The sequence below is a fragment of the Acidobacteriota bacterium genome (assembly GCA_035529075.1).
GTDB lineage: Bacteria > Zixibacteria > MSB-5A5 > GN15 > FEB-12 > DATKXK01.
Genome location: DATKXK010000017.1, coordinates 23769 through 44422, shown reverse-complemented (window position 1 = coordinate 44422; position 20654 = coordinate 23769). Strand labels below are relative to the sequence as shown.

Genomic DNA, 20654 nt, shown 5'->3' with positions numbered 1-20654 from the left:
AATTTCAGAGTCAACCGCCGCGCTATCGTCGGTGGCGTAGAACGTGACAAAATGGTCACCGGCCTGAGTGAAATCAGGCGTCCAACTAAACGTCCCTGTGCCATTAAGGTTATCTATAAATGAGGCTCCGGTCGGCAATGCCGAGGTCGTAAGCACCGGGATTGTCAGGTCGGCATCAGTCGCCGAGACGCCAAATGTCAGTAACTGCCCTTCATCTATTGACCTGGCGCCTATCGAAGCCAGCACTGGCGGCAGATTCACCTGGCCGACCGCGATCGTAACAATTTCAGAATCAACCGCGGCGCTGTCGTCAGTGGCGTAGAACGTGACAAAGTGGTCGCCGGCCTGGGTATAGTCAGGCGTCCAGCTGAATGTCCCGGTACCGTCAAGGTTGTCTATAAATGAGGCGCCGGTCGGCAATGTCGAAGTCGTGAGCACCGGGATTGTCACGTCGGCATCGGTCGCCGAGACACCGAACGTCAGTAACTGGTTCTCATCGGTTGACCTGGGACCGATAGCCGTCAGCACTGGCGCAAGGTTCACTTGGCCGACCGTGATCGTCACGATCTCCGAGTCAACAGCAGCGCTATCGTCGGTGGCGTAGAACGTGACAAAATGGTCCCCGGCCTGAGTGAAATCAGGCGTCCAACTAAACGTCCCTGTGCCATTAAGGTTATCTATAAATGAGGCTCCGGTCGGCAGAGTCGAGGTCGTAAGCACCGGGATTGTCGCGTCGGCATCAGTCGCCGAGACACCGAATGTCAGCAACTGCCCTTCATCTCTTGACCTGGCACCTATCGAAGCCAGCACCGGCGGCAGGTTGACCTGATTGACCGTGATGGTCACGAGTTCCGAATCCACATCGGGCGTCACAGCGTCGCTTGCATAGAAGGTGACGGGGTGGTCGCCGGCCTGAGTGAAATCAGGCGTCCAGCTAAACGTACCGGTACCGTCAAGATTGTCTATGAATGAGGCCCCGGTCGGAAGAGTCGAAGTCGTGAGCACCGGGATTGTCTCGTCGCCATCACTGGCCGAGACACCGAATGTCAGCAGTTGGTTCTCATCGGTTGACTTGTTGCCGATGGGATCGAGTTCCGGAAGGGCTATCTGCGCCGAAACCGCGGCAGACATCAGCAGCAACCCGAAGGTGAGGATTATCCGTTTCGTCCATGTCATTGTCATATTCCTCCCGGTGCCCTACTTAAGGAACAGCATCTTCTTGGTCTGGTTCTCGTCACCCACCTTCAGCCGGTACAGGTAGATGCCACTGGCGACTCGTCGGCCGAGATCATCGGTGGCATCCCAGACAACCTCGTGTTCTTCGCCGGTGTCCATCGGACCGTCAATGAGTGACCTGACATGCTGGCCAAGAACGTTAAAGATCGTCAGCTTGACGTGTGCCGCGTGCGACAGGGAGAAGGCGATCCTGGTTTCGGGATTGAACGGGTTCGGGTAGTTTTGCTCCAGGACAAAGGTGCCGGGCAGGCCGGATATGCCCGAGCGGTCAACGCCGCTAACATTGACGGACGCCGCCGAAGCCGTGGAGAGCATGGCGTCCGTAACGCGAATCCTGGTTCTGTCGCCGGACTTGATATCAGTGCGCGCGATTGCCGGTATGTACACCAGATCAGCCCCGCCCGCCTGGATCAACTCGTCTGTTTTCAGCGGGGCCATGTGGTACAGGACGATTGTCATCCTGCCGTTGCCGTTGTCCTTGTAACTGAGGGCGAACCTTTCGTTGTCCCGAGTCAGACTCGGCGCCCCCAGGCTGACCGCCGATGGATCGTAACTCACTTCAAGCTGGACACCGGCTAACTGTTCCGGGATCCCCTCCGAGGCGACCGTGACAATGTCCGAGGAGCCCCGGGCCATGTCTTCAAAAGCGAGCAGAATAAGAGCCGTGTCACCCGGGAAGGACGGTGTCGGCGACGGGGCCAGGGGTATACCATATATAAGGTTCACGACACCGACCAGGTCAAAGACGTTGACCGAGTCGTTCTCGATGACATCAGCCACGTCAAACTGACGCCTCGTGAGCAAGAACGTCTCAATGATGGAGGAGACTATGCCCACGGCGTCGTCGACGTCGATAAATTTATCCAGGTTCACGTCACCCGGGTTGTCTATCTCGACAACCCCCGAATCCGTCACCAGGGGCAGCGATCCGATATTCGGGTCAGGACTGACCGATTCCCGGCCGTTCTGGAGGTATATGGTGTGCGTCGACCACGGGACGGCGTCTTCGTCGAGGGTCATCACCGCCCACAGGATGGCGGTGGTGGTGTCGGAGCCGACCGGCTCGTTGGCAAGGCCGAAGGCGAGCACCCGCACTTCTCCCGGCACCTGGCCGATGTTGTCATAGACGACGTACTCGGGGATTCGGCCGGTCGTGACAAACGAATCGACGGTCACGATGGTCGAAGGGTACAGCATGTCAAACTGCACGCCGTAGACCGTCTTCGAGGTGACCAGGTTGATCGGGAAATAGATGCCGCCCGTTCCGCGCAGGCCGCCGACGGGTTTCTGCCCCGGCGCCGAGGTGGAGAACAGGCGGTCAACCTGCAGCTTGTCGACCATAATAGTCACCGACCGGGTGGTCGAGCCGTCCTTGTCCTCGGCCGTGAAACTGACGACAAACGATCCCTCCTGGTTGAAATCGGGCGTGAAACTGAACGTCCCCGAAACGGACCCGATCCCGATCACCGGGTTGGTTGGAGCAAACGCGGCGTTGTTCGGCAGCGAACTGGCCGTCAGAGTCACCTGATCACCGTCGCCCTCCGCTGCCTCGACCGTGAACGAAACGGTCTCGCCCTGGTTAATCCGGTAGGAGACATCCGCCGGAACGAACGTAATCACCGGGCCGTCTCCACCGCCCCCCGCGGATACCGTGACGGTGGCGTAGCTCGTCGCCGTCTTCCCCGTGTTCTGCTTGGCCGTGGCGGAGTACTGGTAGCTGCCCTCGGTCGTCGGCAGGGTGACCGGGAACGTGCCGCTCATCGTTGGCGTAGCGAGAAGAACCGCGCTGGACGGACCGTACAGGATAACCGTATCGGCGTTGGTCGCCAGCCAGTTGAGATTGGACTGGCCGCCGGGTGACACCGTGGTCGGGAAAGCCGTAAGCGAGATCGTCGGATCGTCCGTCGGGACAAAGCCCGTGTCGGCGCGGAAGAACATCGGCGTGCTCGTATTGGTGGTCGGAAACACCTGGAACGTCTGCGTCTCCACCCCGGTGAACCACGCCGTGGTCAGCTGGGTGGAATTGCACCCGTCAAAGTACGTTGTGTCGGGGATGCCCAGGGGGCTATCGACAACAAAGATATCGATTTCGAAGAGTATGAATTCCGCCAGCGCATGATGCGGCATGTTCTCGTCCACCATGAACCTGAGCGAGAAGATGGCGTCAGCCCCGCCCGCCAACGAGTCAATCTTGGTAAACTGCGGCAGGAAGTTGCACGCTATTACATCCTCCTTGCCCTGGAAGAAGCTAGCCGTGAAATTCGTGACCGTGTCTATTATGTCATTGAACGGACCGGACGTGTCGGTCTTCAGAAAACGGGGATCGTGAATAACGTAGTCGACAAAATTGCTGTCGACACTCCAGACAATGCAGTTGCCCAGCGTATCAGCTTCCGAGCAGGTTGAGTCCCGGATGAACACCGGCGTCAGCCAGGTCGTGTCAAACTGTATCAGAATCTGGAAAGCCGTACAGATGGAGTCGTTTTTCATTCTGATCGGCATGTCAACTATCTCACCCGGCTTGCCCTCCGTGGAGACCACACGGACCGTATCGATAGTCGATTTGGTCAGATCATCACAGCCCAGGTGGTCCTGTGCTCGGGACAGACCGGTAAACGCCAGAAGTATCAAAGCCGTCAGGATAGGAATTTTCAAACGTCTCATCGTCTCGCTACCTCGGTATATTAATCGTACATCTTTCTCATTTCATCAGGCACATTGCGGATCATTTCAAAAGCACCATCTTCCGCGAGAGCGATACGTCCGCGGACTCCAGGCGATACAGGTACACGCCCGAGGCCGCGGGCCGGCCGGACTCATCAGTGCCGTCCCAGGTCACCGTGTAGGTGCCCCGCGGAAATTCCTTGTCCAGAAGTGTCTTTACACTGCGGCCCAGGACGTTGTACACGACGAGCCGCACGTTGCTCGGCGCGGGCACCTGGAAGCCGATACTCGTTGTCGGATTGAAGGGATTGGGGTAGTTCTGGCGCAAGGCGAAGTCCACCGGGAGGTCGCCGGTCTCCTTCTGGACAGCCACCGACACGTGCCGGCCGTCCGCCGAGGCCAGGTCGACTACTGAAATCTGCACTTCGCCGGCCCCCTCGAGCGCGAAGAGGTCGTGCGATCCCGCCGGCAGCACGTCGCCGTTCAGGCTGTACATGATAAACCTGATTTCGCCGCCTTCCTCCCGGAAATCCAGCGTCATGTTGTCCTTGACAACGTCGAGTGCTTCGACTTCCGTGCCTTCGCCGGCCTCCAGTGAGATAAACAGCCCGCCAACCGCAAAATCGGTTTCATACGCCAGCACCGTGCGGTCACTATCCTTGCGGATCATCACCGTACCGTCAAGGTCCTCTGTCGATGCAGGCTTGCCGGCCTGGCCGGCTATCAACATGTTGATCAGCGCCACCAGATCGGAGACGCTGGCAACGATATTGTCACGATTGACGTCGGAATTCGCATACTGCAACGCATTGAAGCTATAGGTCTGCGGGTCAATGAAGTAATTCGTAAAGTAAATAACGTCGCTGATCTCCGCCGCCAGCCCATTGAGGTTGATGTCACCGATCCGAACGTGATCCAGGCCGGCAATGGCGATCCAGCCGTCCTCGTAAATAATGTCATCCTGCTCGATCTTCTCGCCGGACGAATCGGCCAGCGTGTTGTCGTCCCTGGTATAGATGTCGAGAAAACGGAAACGGATCGGGATGGTCATCCCGGCGTAGGCCAGGTTGCCCGTCACCCGGATCTTCGCCAGAGCGATCGCTCCATCACCGGCCGCAAGCGGCGGCGTGCCGCCGCCCTGATCGGCAACGCCGATGATACGAACGTTGCCGGCGATACCGTTGTCATCATAGGTGATCGAGTAGTACTCCAAGCCGTCCGCCCGGGTACCTTCCTTGGTCAGGTCCAGAAGCGTCAGCGTGGCCGGATCGTAGTTAAACAGAACGTTGAAGCCGCTGACCGGCAGCATATTGCCCAACTGCACGTGATAGTCAACAATGTCGCCCGGGTAGACCTCCATGGTGTCCAGCCGCAGCGAATAGACGGGCGCCGCGTGCACCGTTACCGTAACGAGGGCGGTATCCGAAAAGCCGTGCGCATCGCTGGCGATAAACGTGACGACGGACGTCCCGGAATCGGTAATGGGCGCCGTCCAGCTGAACTGGCCGGGATTGTCGCCGTCAAATGCGGCACCGGACAGGGAACTCGCCCAGGCCCAGGAGACCGTCTCAAAATCGGGATCGGCGGCGCTGACGGTGAAGAAAAGGCTGCCGCCGGCGGTGATCTCAACCTCGGCCGGAGCACTTATCACGGGAGCACGATTCCGGTTAACTACCTCCACGACAGCCTGCTGTTGAGCCGAAAGGTTACCGTCGCTGGCCCAGAAGGCCAGTTCGAACGGGGAGCCGTCTGCGGAATTCGGGCCTACAAAACCGGGTGACCAGATCAGCCAGCCGCTGCCGTCGCCGTGATCGACAAAAGCGGCTCCGGCGGGCTTGGACGTAACGGCTATAATCAGCTTGTCGCCATCCGGATCCGCCGCTGCCACTTCAAGGTCCAGCGTATCTCCTTCCAGAACATAGTGCTTTTCAATAGCGTCAAAGACAGGAGCCCGATTGGGGCCGCCCACGACCACCTTGCCGGGCACAAAAGCAGGGTGGATGATGGTGGCATCATCGAACCCTACCAGCACCAGATCGCCTCCCGGGGGATAGTACAGCGAGTCTATTGTCGTGACCGTCCCGGGAACAGCGGAGTCAGCCACCTTGAAAGTCGCGGTGAAAACGGCACCGTCGCCGGCGCCAATCGGATCTTCGAGAATCTGGATGACGGCCACAACGAAATGGCCGTCGATATCCTTGATTTCCTCCGGCTTGGTAATTTTGTTTTCGATGTAATCGACGCGAGAGCCGGAAAAGTCGATGCTGCGGAGGGTGAGCAGCGAGGGATTGTAAGTGATTGGTATGGAGAGAGATCCGAGCTTTTCGTCGTTTCGGACCAGGAACCGGACCGAAACGTCCTCTCCCGGACCGGCCTCAGCCGAATCAATGTAGACCAGATCGGTGGTACCGAAAGGGTCATATTGGGCTGAGGCCGAACCGGCAAAAAGGATCAGCAGAATAGTGCCCAGTAATGCTTTATAGTACCTCGAATTCATAAACTCCCAAACACTGCTTAGCAGATTTCTCCGCTTCCGGTCGAGCAATAATCAGACCGGAATATCTTTCCTATTCCGACAATCTGAGTCCATCCTGGAGTCGGTTTTTGTCGGTCGGCTTCGGGCCGAATCGGTTCTGACTATGTCCTTATAAGCGTCAGAACTCCAAAGGGTTATCGGAATTCACCCGCTATTTGCATCGACTCTTAACAACCTGACGATACAGTTCCCCTTGCAGCGACCTGTGAGAAGTAAGGTGAGGTAACCATAAAGCGTGTATCCCGGCCCGGGCTGGTGCGCAACAGTGCAATGGAATGCACATCGGCTGCGAACCGGACGGTACACGAACTCAAACAACAAAAAGGATGACCTGACGAAAGCGTATCAGTACGCTGGCGGCTAGTACTCTGGTCATCCATCACTAGATCCTACGGTCAAACTCTCCAACTACGGTCGTTAGCAAATCCTAAGGTCAGTCGTCCTCCCTCCGGTTATGAATCCCCGGAGAGGAATTCACCTCTCCAGGGATATCGTTAGTCAAATCAATGACTTACTTCAGCAGAACCGCCTTCTTCGTGGCGCTGAAGTCACCTGCTTCGAGTTTGTAGAAGTAGATGCCAGAAGCCAGTGAGGAGGCATCCCACTCAACTGTTACAGTACCAGCTTCATCGTAGCCGGAAAGGACATTGACGACCTGACCGGTCACGTTGTAGATGGTGACTGACCACTCGCCGGCATTCTTCAGATCGAAGGCCAGCATGGTGGTCGGGTTGAACGGGTTCGGATAGTTCTGCGCCAGGCTGTAGTCAGCCGGAACCGGCTTGGCCGAGACCGGCGTGCCATCGTACCTGGCCATTTCCGCGGTGATGATGTCGCCCTCAACGGCAATCACGCCACCCGCAAAGGTCTCACCGATTTCGGTGCTGAAGACCAGGATACGGGTGTTGGTGCCGTCAAAGCGGTAGCTCATCTCCATGTTCTGTGCCAGCAGATCAGGCGTCACCTGACCGGCCACCTGGAAGAACGCAGCGCCCATCTCGGAGTCAACCGAGACAACGCCCGTGGCAGGATTATGCATGTAGGTGGCAGCCTCAGGATTCACCTTCGGATACGGCATGGCGTCTCCGACCACGACACGGATCAGGTACACCAGGTCGGCGATCGAAAGCGGAAGGCCGTCAGCATTGACGTCAGAAGCTGCAATCGAGGCTTCCGGGTGACCAGCAAAGGCACCCAGACCATTGACGAAGTAGTTACTGAACATCACCGCATCGGCGATTTCATTCGCCCAGCCGTTTGCGTTAATGTCACCACGAGCGTCAATGTCCACGCTGCAGATAATGTCAACGCCGCCGTTGTAGAAGTCTACATTCGGAATCGGCGCAACCTTGTCGCCAACCAGGCACTCTTCCTGGGCACCGAGGTAGGTGGGGAACTCCACTGCGAAGCTGTTGATGGGATCCGCGTTGTCGAAATCGTACACCTTCGCAGAGATGTACAGCTCGGTACCATCAAAGTTCGACAGGGTGTTGTCACCGCACTCGATCCAGAAGAACCGGATCGGCACGTACATGCACTCATAAAGCCTGTCGTTGCTGACCAGGAAGATCAGCTGGGTCAGCGTAACCGGCAGCCCGTTGACGAACGGGGTCGGGACAGCGCAGCCGGGATGATACGGGCCATTGTTGGTCTCGGCAATGCCGACCACACGGAGCAGACCGGATGGGCAGCCGTTGCCGCAGTTGCCGTCAGGACCGTAACGGTAGGTGAAATACTCCCAACCGCAATCTACATAGATCTGACCCTCTTTCGCCTGCTGGAAGGACAACGCCGTAGCGTCGTACGCAATCAGCAGGTTGAAGCCGCCGATACCCTGGTTGATGTCGATGCCCTCAAGCGTCACGTCGACAGTGGTGAACTGACCCTGGGGCACACCATCGCCCGTCGGGCCTTCTTCCTTCTCGATCTTGACGATATAAGGAGCACCGGCAATCACGTTCCAGCTGATGGTGCAGTCATCGGTGAGCAGACCATCAGAAACCTGGACCGTGAAGACGATCGGCTGAGCCAGCAAGGCATCCGCGTCATCCGGGGTGTACGACACCAGGCCGTCCACAACAGAGACAACGCCGATAGCGCCGCCCGTGCTGGGGACAGTCCAAACCTTGCCGTCGCAGTCATCATCGGCCGTCAACAGGACCGACTTGAGCTCACCAGTCTGGACAGTGGTGTTGACACCACATCCGCCGGTGATGGTCGGGCCTGCATTAGTGGCCTCGATGTTGATCTCACAGTCCGGACCCCAGTCAGTGTTAGGCCCAAGCGTGTTTTTAGCATGGACCGTAATAGTGCCGATGTACGTCTGCGGAGCAGTGTTCCAGCTCCACACACCAGTGACCGGGTCGATACCGCCGGGGCCGTCAGCAAGCTCGTACTCGATGTTAGCGGGATCTGAATCCGGATCCACAGCAACGAAGGTACGGGTAAGCACCTCGCAATGAGACTCTTCATAGTTGTCGAGATCATTGCAGTTGACGATCTCCGGAGGGAGATCCGGCACTTCGTAGATGACCCAGCACTTGATACCGGACCAGCCCGGAAGGATATCCGGGAAGCCCGGAGTCAGGGCCGCCCATTTCCAGGTGCCACCTGGCGGGGTCCAGGTTGAATCGATGCAAATGTGCTTGCCGTGGTCCGCGATACGACTCTGGATGATGACTTCGAAGGACGTAGCGTCCCAGCCATCATAGATACCTTTGTTCTTGTCCAGACCGACACCGGCATATGCGGTGCTGTCGGCAAGCAGTCCATCAACACCATACTCGTTGATGAAGAACTTGTCATACAGCGCCACAAGGGCCGGGTCCGCCTTGGAGTGCATCACAAACGTATCCACGACCGTCTCAAACACCGGCGGCGGACCCACGTCAATCAGGTTGAACGTAGAATCGAACGTGGTGTCAACATACGGTAGCAGCCACTCGGCGCCGTCCTCGGAATACACCTTGAAGCCATTGGTGATGTTGTAGTGGCAGTAGCTTCCGATGTTGGTCGTCTTCATGAAGATGTGATGCTCCAGACCAGCTTGCAGAGTGTCGACATTCCACTCGCCAGTCACGGACTCAAAACTAACTTCGGTCTGACCGTATGCAAGCCCAAAGCAAAGAACAAGAGCGAGAGCTACGAAGACTGAAAGTCGATTCATTTTAGTCTCCTGTTACTTTGTTAGTAATAATACTTGTACCATCTTTAACAATCCTTCTGGCCCCCCTCGGACCACCGAGCCTGACTGGCTGAAAAGGAGAGCCACCACCTTTCTCCAGCACCGACTCATGAGCAAAGATTGCCAAAGCCTTTGACTTTGAGCGCGTGCAATATACCTCTTTTTGCCGTCCTCCTTTCCTTTCCATTAAGTTGTTTATTACCGGGATTGCCTTTTGGGGCAATCTTTTCTTCGTGTGTGTCCTCCGGCCGGCCCCGGGCGGGTCGGCCGCGCTATGTTTACAGTCTCGAATACGTCAATCCTTACCCCGGCGTCACTGGCACTCCGGGCACGCCGGGTCACCTCCGGGCGGGTCCCCCTCCATAAAGAGGTACCGTATGAAGTACGTGAGGTCACCGACGTCGACGACGCCGTCCGCGCTGCAATCCATATTGGCGATACCCATCGGCTCCGGCGCCTCACCGTCAAGAAACAGGTACGCGATCATAAACGTCAGGTCGCCGATATCGATCTCGTACGCAAGATCACCGTCGAGCTGGCCGCAGACGCCGGAAAGCACGTTGATTGAGCCGTTGAACAGCCAGGTCTTTTCAAAATCGATGTAAAAGACGGTGTCGGTATTGATCGCCATGGAATCGTATTCCTCCCAGGGGAAGACCTTTACCCACTGGGAGCAGGTCGTATAGTCCGGCGGAACCCAGGATTCACAATGATAGTAATCGGTGTCAACGACCAGGGAATCCGACTCGCCCAGCCCGTTGCCGTCGGGGTCCGAGAAGCTGAAATGCTGTTTCCAGGGATCGGGGATGATGGCCGACGTCCGGAGCGTATCCTCAGGGTCGAGATTCTTGATGTCGGCCAGCAGGCGGAACAGGACACCGCCCTGCTGGGGCGGAATCCCGGGAGTCGTGCCGGGAATCGTCAGTCGATCGGCCTGCGCCGTGACCTTGATGTCCTCTCCCTCGCGAATAACCGAGCGGGAAGATACTTCCTCCCAACCCTCAATAAGGGTACCTTCGGTCTCGATACTGCCCACGACCACCTCGACGGTATCGACGAGCATGGAGTCGGCAACCCAGAACCACTCCCAGGCGCTGTCCACCGGCACTTGTGAGGAGTCCACGCAGATCTCGGCCTCGACGGAGTCGCATACCCAGTAGGTGGTTTCGTAGTCGGACGCCACGTAGGAGGTGCAGGTGGGTCCGTCCCACCCCGAGCAGAGCCACCACGTCGTGTCATACACTGTAGCCGAGTCGGATTGGAACTCGCAGATCTCACGATTGCCTATCCTGAGCAGAAGCTCGAAGGCAACGACGCTGTCAAAGGTGTTGGTCATAAAGACGGTGATGACGGAATTCTTCTGACCGGAATGCCCGATCGTATCCCCGACCTCAATAATCAGTTCAGGAGGCGCATCAAGCCCCTCGATCGAAAATTCGGGAGCCTGGGCAAGCGCCTGGGGGCCAAACGCCGCCGTGGATACAAGCAATACCGTCAGCAGTACTTCGATGGCAACGCGATACGGCGTAAACTTCGAGCCGCTCGGCATAGGTACCTCCTTCTTCGCATTAAGACGTCGCTGGTCACTGTCCCTTGCTCCGACGCTCAGAACGGTTCAAGGCAAACCACACATTCAGCCGGCTGACATCCAGCCAACGCGGACGTTGGACAAGATGCCCTGGCACCGGAATCAAACTATGGTCTTACACCGTTAACAATTGTACGTCAGAAAGTAACCTGCTAGTACACCTCAAGCGGCCCCCTCTGCCAACCCGAGATCGAAGTACTCACACTGACTATCTAAAGTCTGTCGGAAAGTGGCTAGTAACGAAAAAGTCGTAACACGCCTTGTCTGAGGTTCTCGACTACTCTGCAGAAGTTCCACCTACCATCCGAGAGTCAATATAGTCCCGACACCCGGTATTGTCAATACCAAAAATCGAGATTTCTCAAAGAATTTAGAGATTCCCCGGCTGCCGAGCAGTTATAAGTTACTAGCAGGTTGCTCTTGTCTCGATCACCTTTCCTCGACTGAAGGATCTTCCAGGGCAATCGTCGGCCGGGCGTCGGGCCAGTCTCCAGGGAAACGTGGATTTTCACGCCCATGTCGGGACCGGCGCGGTCCGAACTCTTGCCAGAAACGATTCGCAAGACCTCCAGAGCAACACCCGTGCCGCTGAACGATTGCGGCACCTCAAAGCGTCGGGCTGACGTGTCGGCGACGCGTTTGCTCGCAACCGTGCCGCAGAGTGCAACGGATTGTACAAATTGTGAACAGGGGGGCCGGCGACAGCCGCCGTTGCCGGTGCACCGGCGTTCACAAAATCGGCACCCGATTATGCCCCGCCGGCCCTGGATGCGCAAACCGCCCGCCAGGGCCCAAAGCCGCCAGACCGCATGCAGTTGGTTGTCCCCTCTGGCAGCCTTTGCCCGGCTGACCGCTGCGGCAGCTCCCGGCTGCGTGCTCCCGGAATTGATCTTAAAAATCGGGAGCACGGCACCCAATTACCGGCAAATCCAGCTCCGTGTCGACCGCTGGAACTTGTTAAAATGTCTACCTTCAGGCAGTTGCGCTGCTCTGGCGGTTCCTTGCTCTCGTGCTCCCGTGTCCCGATTTCGACATGGGAGCACGCGAACCTACAGCTAACCGAACAGGACGGCCATATGCGCGTATCGGGTCTCGAGCCAGGGGAGCTGAATCGGAAGATCGGTCTGTAGATTCGGAGTCTTCCTGCCGACGCGCGTGGGGCGGTCTCCTGCGACACGCCGGACCGAAACGCTGCTCAAAAGTGCCGGCGGCCGGTGATTTGGGCTGCCCGACTTGTCGACCGGTGCATTTTGAGGTTGACTTGACGTTGCGACTACGTAATATGACCGCTTGACTCACGGAGTCGGATGAGCCGATGGCCAAGAAATCCCAGACCGTAAAGGACATTGTTCAGGTTGTTGTGTTCCTGCTCGTGGTAGGTATCCTGCTGACTGGCCTTGTCATCTACCCGCTGAACCGAACCAAGGTGGTGATGGGGCGCGACAACATCGGCGATTTCAACCCGGACTCACTGGCCGTCAACGACGCCGAACCGTTTCTCGCGGCCGGGCTTCGGGTCGACACGTTTCACGTGGAGGCCGACGGGCTGACGAAACTTGCCTGTGTCTACCTGACCGGCGGGGCCTTTACCGGCGACTCCGTTCGCGGTACGGTTATTTTGCTGCATGACGAGCGCACGGATCGGACGGCCGGGCTTCCCCTGGCCAGTTCTCTTGTGGACTCGGGCTTTGCAGTAATGACCTTCGATCTGCGGGCATCCGGCCTGTCCGGGGGAAAGTACCACGGCGACGGCCAGTTGGAGGCCAGCGACCTCGAGGAGATCATCGCGTACCTTGATATCCGCGACCGAGCCGTGCGCCCGATTTGCGCCGTGGGCTGGTCGCTGGGAGGGGATGCCGCCCTGCTGGCGGCACTCGAGGAAGAAAGAATCGACCGCGTGGTGGCGGTCAATCCTTACCTGACCACCGGGCGGATGATCGATGTCTATAGAAGCGAGCGCAATATGCTCTGGCTGCCCTTCTTCCGCTCCATCTTCTGGTGGTGGTACGAAATCCGCTCCAGCTACGCGGTGCCGTACCGCAAGCTGGACGATATCAGGCCGGCCGCCAGCATCTCACTCGTCCTGGCCGACGCGCAATTCCTCGAGGACCGGACGTACGAGCGGCTGATCGAGCTTTCCAGCCCCGAGAAGCTTCGGGTTATCCCCCTGCCCGACGACGAGTCCGCCGCGACTGATCTGATCGTTCAGTTCCTGACGCAGTGATGCCAGGGGCGAACCCGGCCGGTCCGAAAGACGTTACACTCTCCGACTGCCTGTCTCACTGACACTATTGGCTATACTTGCCGTACTTTTGACATGGAGGCTGACGACAATGAGCGCCATACAGATTGCGGACGACGTTTACTGGGTGGGGGTGAAGGATCCCGACCTCAGGACGTTTGACATCGTCATGGAAACGAAACACGGCACGACTTACAACGCGTACCTGGTAAAGGGCCGGCGGGTCGCCCTCATTGACACGGTCAAGCAGCAGTTTGCCGACGACTTTCTTGCCAACGTGCGGCAGATCGTGCCGGTTGAAGAGATCGACTACCTGGTGGTCAATCACACGGAGCCGGACCATTCCGGGGCCGTCTTGGCGCTGCTGGGGGAAAACCCGGACATCAAGCTCATCTGCGCGGCGCCGGCCGTACCGTTTGTGCAAAACATCATTAACGCCGAGGCCGACGTCACGGGCGTGAAGGACGATCACGTCATCGACCTCGAGGGCAAGACGCTTCGTTTCAAGACCATGCCGTACATGCACTGGCCGGATACGATGATGGAATTCCTGGCCGAAGACGGCGTCCTGTTTTCCAACGACGGCTTTGCGGCGCACGTCGCGGCCGATTCAATTTTCGCCGACGAGCTCTCGGTCGACCTCGATCACGAGGTACACTACTACTGGGACGTCATCATGCGGCCGTTCTCCGGCTTCGTGCGCCGGAACCTGGCCAAGCTCGACGGGCTGGACGCAGGCATCCTGGCCGCGTCGCACGGCCCGGTGTACCGCACGGACGCGCGCCGGTACATCGAGAAGTACCGCCAGTGGAGCGCGGACAGAGCCTCGGGAGGCAACCGCGTGGCGGTGTTCTACGCCTCCAATTATGGTAATACCGGGCGGCTGGCCGAGACCATGGCCGACCATCTGCAAAAGCACGGGTTTGAGATCTCGCTGGCGGACCTGACGACCTGCCCGGCCGATGATGCCCGCGACATGATTGAAGCGAGCAGGGCGGTCGTGATCGGCACGCCGACGTTCAACGGCGACGCCGTCAAACCGACCTGGGACCTGCTTAACCTGTTCTCGACGGTTGACCGCACCGGCAAGAAGGCCGCCGTCATCGGCTCGTACGGCTGGGGAGGCGAGGGAATAAAGCTCGTCGCCGAGCGGCTGGCCGGGCTGAAACTAAAGGTGTTCGAAGAGAACTACCGGGCGCGCCTGGTCCCCTCGGAAGACGACATGGCGGCACTGTCCGAGTATGCTTCCAGGGTGGCGCAGTTCTTCACGGAAGGCAAGTAGACACAGCGTTCATTGATCACGTACCGTAGTCGCGGGAGAACGGGGCCTCAGTACAACCGCTCCCGTTTGGCCAGAAACGCATACAGCGCCTTGTCGAACGGCGTGCCCGTGTCGATGGGGTGAAAGTCGATGTTCGACTGCCGGCAGGCGCCGGCGATTTCGTCCGTGAACTCCCTGACCCGACGGGCGTAGTGTTTCCTGATCTGGTACGGCGAGGTCGACAGTTCCTCACCGGTTTCCATGTCCCTGAAGACGGCTTCGCCGCCGAACCTGAAATCGCGTTCACGAGGATCGAGGATGTGAAAAACGATGACCTCGTGCCGGTTGTACCGGAAATGCCTGAGCCCCGAGATGATCTCCCCGGCGTCGTCAAGCAGATCAGACAGGACAATCACGAGCCCGCGCCGCTTGATGCGTTCAGCCATTTCGTGCAGGGCGGCGGCCACGTTCGTCCGATCGGTCGGCCGCTGGTTGGCCACTTCGCTCAGCAGCACGTGCAGGTGGCCGGATTTCGACCGGGGAGGGATGTAGCGACGGATGCGCTCATCAAACGTGACCAGCCCCACCGCGTCGCGCTGGCGAAGCATCATGTACGACAGGGCGCCGCAAACCAGACCGGCGTAGTCGAGCTTGGCCATGCGATCCCCCGAACGGTAGGCCATCGACGCCGAACAATCCAGCAGCAGGTAGGCTTTCAGATTGGTCTCTTCCTCGTACTGCTTGATGTAGTGGCGGTCCGTTTTCGCGTAGACCTTCCAGTCGATATCCCGGATGTTGTCGCCCGGCATGTACTGGCGGTAGTCGGCAAACTCGACGGAAAACCCGTGGTACGGTGACTTGTGCAGACCGGCGATGAAGCCTTCCACGACCATCCGGGCGCGCAGTTCCATCCCCTTGAGTTTGGAAACCGTCTCCGGCTGCAGGTATTGGCGGTAATCGGCCGGCATGGCTACATCGCGCCCTTTGAGGCGAGATCCCTGAAGATGCGCACTGCCATATACAGAATGACCAGGAGAATCGCGGCGCCGCTCACCGCGAGCGCGGCGTCGAATATCCAGTGAACCTGCCGGGCGCTCAGTCCTGCGGCGTACACCGGGATGGACAGGCCGAAAACCCAGTACACGACTTTCTTGGTCCCGGCGCCGGCCGATGAAAACAGATAGACCAGGCCAACACCGAAAAACAGCAGGGTCAGACGACCGGCACGCGCGTGAGCAAGGCGGACATCGTCCATCACTGCGTTTTCTCCGCCTTCGTCCGACTCATCGGCCTCGGGTAAGGTCGCATATTCAAGCACGGCCTGAAGTTCAGAGCTGTCGAACGGCTGGTCCTCACCGGCATGTTCCGTATCCCAGATCGGCGCCCGCACGGAGGCACTGTCGGACTCGATCTCGTCTATGTCGTCGGCGATCTCCGCCTCATCTACTTCGGTCGTGTCAGCCCGATAACAATTCCATCCCTCCCGTCCCTCGTCGGCCATGAACAGCCACACCGCCGAAAGTACAACACACAACACAAGGGCCGTGAACAAGGCTACGAACAACCTGGCGTAGCCGGGAAGAGCTGCAAGACGTAACCCGTTAATCATGGCCTCGCTTTCCATCCTGAACTTGAATGCCGCTTCTGAATGCCTTGCCTCGACTCATGCGGCGGTCGGCACGCTGATGGCATCAAGGATGCGGCGAATTAACTCCATGCTGTCCACACCGTCGGCCTCGGCGTTAAACGAAGTGACGATGCGGTGGCGAAGAACGGGGTAAGCGGCAAAACGGACGTCGTCAGGGCCCGGCGTCGGGCGGCCGTCGAGGATAGCGCGCGTCTTGGCGGCAAGGATAAGATACTGAGAGGCTCTCGGGCCGGCACCCCAGTTGACCCAGTTCTTTACGAATTCAGGGGCGGCCGGATCGTGGGGTCGGGTGGTGCGAACGAGATTGACCGCGTACTCCACCAGGTGATCCGAAACGGGCACCCGTCGAACAAGCTCCTGAAACCGCACGATCTGATCCGCCGAGAGCACCCGGTCCAGGTCATAGGACTGCACGGCGGTTGTCGTCTTGACAATCTCGCGCTCTTCATTCGGAGCCGGATAGTCAACCATGACATCAAACATGAAGCGATCCAGTTGCGCCTCCGGCAAGGGGTAGGTACCTTCCTGCTCGATCGGATTCTGCGTTGCCAGCACAAAAAACGGTTCGTCCAGCTTGTACGTCTGGCCCGCCGCGGTTACCTCGTGCTCCTGCATAGCCTGAAGGAGCGCCGCCTGCGTCTTGGGAGGCGTTCGGTTGATCTCGTCGGCCAGAATAATGTTGGCGAAAACCGGACCCTTGACAAAGCGAAAGTGACGCTTGCCGCTGGCGTGGTCCTCCTCGATGATTTCCGTGCCGGTGATATCCGACGGCATCAGATCCGGCGTAAACTGTATGCGATTGAACTCGAGATTGAGAATCCGGGCCAGGGTCGATATCAGCAACGTCTTGGCCAGACCCGGGACTCCGATCAGGAGACAGTGACCGGACGACAACAGGGAGATGAGCAATTGCTCGATGACCTTCTCCTGGCCGATTATGACCTTGGCGATTTCCTGCTTGATTTGGCGATACACCTCGTGCAGCTCTTCGACGGCACTCAGGTCAGACCTGGAATCGACAGATGACATCAAATCCTCCGATGAATCACTCGCCGGCTGTTCGGGCGCAGTAAATGTTATCAGGATCCGTTGACGCCCCGAGACAGCCTGCTATCTCATTGACTGTAAATATATTAACGCAGGCCGTCCGAGCGCAAGCTCCAAAGCCGAGCATCAGCCGTGACCGCTAAAAAGCCCCCGAGGACGAGCGACCACCGCCGAACAGCCATCCGGCTGTCGTATTTGTCTGTAAGACAGCAACTTAGGGGGCAGCACGGAATTCAACAATCAACACAGCCTTGCTAACGTTTTTCAGAACAAAAAGTTAACCAGGACGAGAGAATGTGGATAAGCGACCCGGTCAGTCTTGGATGCGAATCACGTAAGATTTGACCGCACAAACAGTTGTGCTATTATCCACAATGGCCCGGGTTTTTCCACAGAGCGGCAAAGACTGTGGATTACTCCAGATTCTTCTTGCTCGTCACAAGCGGCTCGGGCTGCTCGGCCGGCTTGGGAAGGAACCCCAGGTCCGGCTTTGAGTCCTTCATGTTGCAGGCGCCGCAAAAGACCGCCCCCTGTTCGATCACCAGTGACTTGGTCTGAATGTCGCCATCCATTTCGCACTTGGCCTGCAACTCGATCTTCTCGGACGTCTGGATATTCCCGACCATGTGTCCGGCCACAATGGCGGTATTAGCCTCGATGTCAGCCTCGACGTGACCGGTCGCACCCAACGTCACGCAGTCGGAGCAAATAATCTTGCCCTTGACCGTGCCGTCGACGCGCAAGGCTCCCTTGATATCAAGGGTACCGGTTATGATCGTATCCTTTCCGACAATCGTGTTCATATGAAGGTCTACCTCACTGTTGTTATTTTTTTTCATACAGGTTTTCCAGCGGATTTAGAGGTTCATCATTTACCCTGATTTCATAGTGCAGGTGCGGTGCCGTCGATTTACCCGTGCTTCCGGACAGCGCGATCCGGCTTCCCACCAGGATTGCCTGGCCGGGTAAAACGAGCAGCTCGCTGTTATGACCATAGATCGTGACCACGCTGTCACTGTGTTTCAGGACCACCATGTGGCCATATGTGGAATCGTAGTCGGCGTACGCAACCACCCCGCTGGCCGTGGCCAGCACGGGCGTGCCGACGGCGCAAACGATGTCCACTCCGGGATGAAAGTGATCCTGATCCTCAACCTCGAACTCCTGGGTGATGAATCCTTGTATCGGCAATCCTTCGGGCAACGTCCAGTCGCGGGTGGTCGATCGTGCCACGATAGCTTTTCCGGTCTTGTCCAGCTGGGCGAAAATCGTGGAATCACTCGGCAGCTCGGGAAACTCGTAGTCGATCCCCGCCATGCCGGCCAGCCTGCTGACCACTTCCCGCGCCTGCTCTAGGTTCTGTTCCAGCAAGCCTACCTTGTATCGGTATCGGCGCAAGTCCTCGTTTTCTTTCATCACGGCTTCGGTTATGGCGGCACGCGTCAGAACCTTACCGTAGAAAAGGAAGAAGACAACGATACCGGCCAGTATAGCGCCGATGGTAATCAATATCGTCTTGAGCAGCCAGCGGCGGATGCGGAACCCCGTGCGGGCGTCGGTGCCGTCGGGCACAAGCATGACTGTAACGTATTTGCCGCGCGCCATGATTATGGGCTGATCCTCCGCAACAACTCCCACAGGCGGCCAAGATCATCCTCGCCGTAGTATTCAATCTCGATACGGCCCCGCTTGCTTCCGGGAATGATCCTGACCGAAGTAGCCAGCATCTGTTTGAGTCGGGACTCGATCTCAGCCACCGCCGGGCTGGGCCGACGCGGCAGACGACGGCCGCGTTTCTTCCTGCGCGTTTGCCGCTCCACCTCCCGCACGCTGAGCCGGTCAGCCACGATCTGCCGCGCCAGTTCGAGCATCTTAGCTTCGCCTTCGACAGCCAGGATGGCGCGGGCATGACCCTCGGTGAGTTCCTCCGAGCAGATCATCCGCTGGATGGGCACCGGCAGCGACAGGAGCCTCATCTGGTTGGCGATAGCCGCGCGGCTCTTGCCGACACGAACCGCCAGTTCGTTCTGCGTCAGGCCGCATTGAGTGATCAACCGCCGGTAGGCCTGCGCCGTTTCTATGGGGTTAAGATCTTTGCGATGGATGTTTTCGATCAAGGCCAGCTCCAGCATGCGATGGTCCTCGACGTCGTTCATTACGAGCACGGGGACCTCTGTCATATCGGCCATGCGAGCCGCACGGTAGCGACGCTCCCCGGCGATGATGACGTAGCCCGAAGCGTTCTTCTTGACAATGAGCGGCTGGAGTATGCCGTTCTGCCTGAACGATTCGGCGAGTTCGGCGAGGCGTTCTTCATCGAAATCGTGTCTGGGCTGCATGGGATTCGGGGCGATCTCATCAACGGTAACCATTCTGTATTTCGCCTGCTCGCCCGAGGCCGGGCCGCCGCCCGGAATCAACGCGTCGAGCCCCTTGCCGAGTACAACTTTGCTCACGAAGCCATCACCTCCTTTGTCAGGGCCAGGTAGTTCTCCGCCCCCGTGGACAGGATATCGTACAGGATAATCGGCTTGCCGAACGACGGCGCTTCGGAGAGACGCACGTTGCGTGCGATCACCGTCTCGTACACTCTGTCATCGAAGTGCCTGCGCACCTCCGCCGACACCTGCCTGGAAAGGTTCAGTCTGCCGTCATACATGGTAAGAAGGACGCCCTCGATCGTCAGTTTGGCGTTCAGATGCCTCTGCACCAGTCGTATGGTGTTCATTAACTGACCCAGCCCTTCCAGGGCGTAGTATTCACACTGAATGGGTATGATGACAGAGTCTGCCGCCGTCAGCGTGTTGACGGTAAGCAGCCCCAGTGACGGCGGGGAATCGATGATGATGTACTGGTACTCCTGGACGATGCTGCCAAGAGCCTTCTTCAGCCGCATCTCACGGGACATCAGGTTGATCATCTCGACCTCGGCGCCCACCAGCGAGATCGATGACGGCACAATGTTGAGATACTGGAGCTCTGTTGTCCTTACTGCGTCCCGGATACCCTTGTGCCCGATCAGCACATCATAGACTGATATGTCTATGTTGTTCTTGTCCAGGCCGACGCCGCTGGTTGAATTGGCCTGGGGATCCATGTCAACCAGTAGCGTGCGCTGTTCTGCGGCCGCCAGACAGGAACTGAGGTTGACGGCCGTGGTTGTTTTTCCCACCCCACCCTTCTGGTTGGCAATGGCCATGATCTTATTCAAATAACGCTCCTTGCTATTCGACGTGACCGTGAGCACA

14 protein-coding genes are annotated in these 20654 nt (G+C 58.1%); 2 read left to right on the top strand and 12 right to left on the bottom strand.

The window, feature by feature from the left end:
• The 5 genes from VMY05_11685 to VMY05_11665 form a co-directional block, all read right to left on the bottom strand.
• Nucleotides 1-1176: putative Ig domain-containing protein (locus VMY05_11685; GenBank protein ID HUV31733.1), on the bottom strand; the 1176-nt coding region annotated here is incomplete at its 3' end.
• 21 nt (nt 1177-1197) lie between these two features.
• Nucleotides 1198-3900, bottom strand: a complete 2703-nt coding sequence (locus tag VMY05_11680) for a T9SS type A sorting domain-containing protein (protein ID HUV31732.1) — start codon at nt 3898-3900, stop codon at nt 1198-1200.
• Nucleotides 3901-3961: 61 nt separating this feature from the next.
• A complete protein-coding gene (locus VMY05_11675; protein HUV31731.1) occupies nt 3962-6397 on the bottom strand; it encodes a cohesin domain-containing protein in 2436 nt (811 codons plus the stop codon).
• A 550-nt stretch (nt 6398-6947) separates the two neighbouring features.
• A complete protein-coding gene (locus VMY05_11670; protein ID HUV31730.1) occupies nt 6948-9602 on the bottom strand; it encodes a T9SS type A sorting domain-containing protein in 2655 nt (884 codons plus the stop codon).
• 331 nt (nt 9603-9933) lie between these two features.
• Complete coding sequence (locus VMY05_11665) at nt 9934-11169, bottom strand: hypothetical protein (GenBank protein HUV31729.1); 1236 nt, start codon at nt 11167-11169, stop codon at nt 9934-9936.
• 1354 nt (nt 11170-12523) lie between these two features.
• Between VMY05_11665 and VMY05_11660 the strand changes: the two genes are divergently transcribed.
• Both VMY05_11660 and VMY05_11655 read left to right on the top strand, forming a co-directional pair.
• Nucleotides 12524-13432, top strand: a complete 909-nt coding sequence (locus VMY05_11660; protein HUV31728.1) for an alpha/beta fold hydrolase — start codon at nt 12524-12526, stop codon at nt 13430-13432.
• Between the two features lie 109 nt (nt 13433-13541).
• On the top strand, nt 13542-14732 hold the full coding sequence (locus VMY05_11655; protein HUV31727.1) for an FprA family A-type flavoprotein: 1191 nt from the start codon (nt 13542-13544) through the stop codon (nt 14730-14732).
• Nucleotides 14733-14779: 47 nt separating this feature from the next.
• Here the strand turns inward: VMY05_11655 and VMY05_11650 are convergent, their stop codons facing one another.
• The 7 genes from VMY05_11650 to VMY05_11620 all read right to left on the bottom strand — a co-directional run bounded on the left by VMY05_11650 (nt 14780) and on the right by VMY05_11620 (nt 20617).
• Entirely contained in the window at nt 14780-15679 is a 900-nt protein-coding gene (locus VMY05_11650; GenBank protein HUV31726.1) for a DUF58 domain-containing protein, read from the bottom strand.
• Between the two features lie 2 nt (nt 15680-15681).
• Nucleotides 15682-16320 (bottom strand): hypothetical protein, encoded by a 639-nt coding sequence (locus VMY05_11645; GenBank protein HUV31725.1) that lies wholly within the window; start codon nt 16318-16320, stop codon nt 15682-15684.
• Nucleotides 16321-16374: 54 nt separating this feature from the next.
• Complete coding sequence (locus VMY05_11640) at nt 16375-17388, bottom strand: MoxR family ATPase (protein ID HUV31724.1); 1014 nt, start codon at nt 17386-17388, stop codon at nt 16375-16377.
• A 431-nt stretch (nt 17389-17819) separates the two neighbouring features.
• Nucleotides 17820-18245: a polymer-forming cytoskeletal protein gene (locus VMY05_11635; protein HUV31723.1), complete on the bottom strand. Its 426-nt coding sequence runs from the start codon at nt 18243-18245 to the stop codon at nt 17820-17822.
• A complete protein-coding gene (locus tag VMY05_11630) occupies nt 18232-19011 on the bottom strand; it encodes a M23 family metallopeptidase (GenBank protein HUV31722.1) in 780 nt (259 codons plus the stop codon). The genes VMY05_11635 and VMY05_11630 overlap by 14 nt, the downstream gene beginning before the upstream one ends.
• Before the next feature lie 2 nt (nt 19012-19013).
• On the bottom strand, nt 19014-19862 hold the full coding sequence (locus VMY05_11625; protein HUV31721.1) for a ParB/RepB/Spo0J family partition protein: 849 nt from the start codon (nt 19860-19862) through the stop codon (nt 19014-19016).
• Nucleotides 19859-20617: an AAA family ATPase gene (locus VMY05_11620; GenBank protein ID HUV31720.1), complete on the bottom strand. Its 759-nt coding sequence runs from the start codon at nt 20615-20617 to the stop codon at nt 19859-19861. The genes VMY05_11625 and VMY05_11620 overlap by 4 nt, the downstream gene beginning before the upstream one ends.
• Nucleotides 20618-20654: the final 37 nt, after the last annotated feature.

Coding starts and splice junctions, on each gene's coding strand:
- VMY05_11680 (HUV31732.1), bottom strand. CDS start 3,900: ATGAGACGTTTGAAAATTCCTATCCTGACGGCTTTGATACTTCTGGCG.
- VMY05_11675 (HUV31731.1), bottom strand. CDS start 6,397: ATGAATTCGAGGTACTATAAAGCATTACTGGGCACTATTCTGCTGATC.
- VMY05_11670 (HUV31730.1), bottom strand. CDS start 9,602: ATGAATCGACTTTCAGTCTTCGTAGCTCTCGCTCTTGTTCTTTGCTTT.
- VMY05_11665 (HUV31729.1), bottom strand. CDS start 11,169: ATGCCGAGCGGCTCGAAGTTTACGCCGTATCGCGTTGCCATCGAAGTA.
- VMY05_11660 (HUV31728.1), top strand. CDS start 12,524: ATGGCCAAGAAATCCCAGACCGTAAAGGACATTGTTCAGGTTGTTGTG.
- VMY05_11655 (HUV31727.1), top strand. CDS start 13,542: ATGAGCGCCATACAGATTGCGGACGACGTTTACTGGGTGGGGGTGAAG.
- VMY05_11650 (HUV31726.1), bottom strand. CDS start 15,679: ATGCCGGCCGATTACCGCCAATACCTGCAGCCGGAGACGGTTTCCAAA.
- VMY05_11645 (HUV31725.1), bottom strand. CDS start 16,320: ATGATTAACGGGTTACGTCTTGCAGCTCTTCCCGGCTACGCCAGGTTG.
- VMY05_11640 (HUV31724.1), bottom strand. CDS start 17,388: ATGTCATCTGTCGATTCCAGGTCTGACCTGAGTGCCGTCGAAGAGCTG.
- VMY05_11635 (HUV31723.1), bottom strand. CDS start 18,245: ATGAAAAAAAATAACAACAGTGAGGTAGACCTTCATATGAACACGATT.
- VMY05_11630 (HUV31722.1), bottom strand. CDS start 19,011: ATGGCGCGCGGCAAATACGTTACAGTCATGCTTGTGCCCGACGGCACC.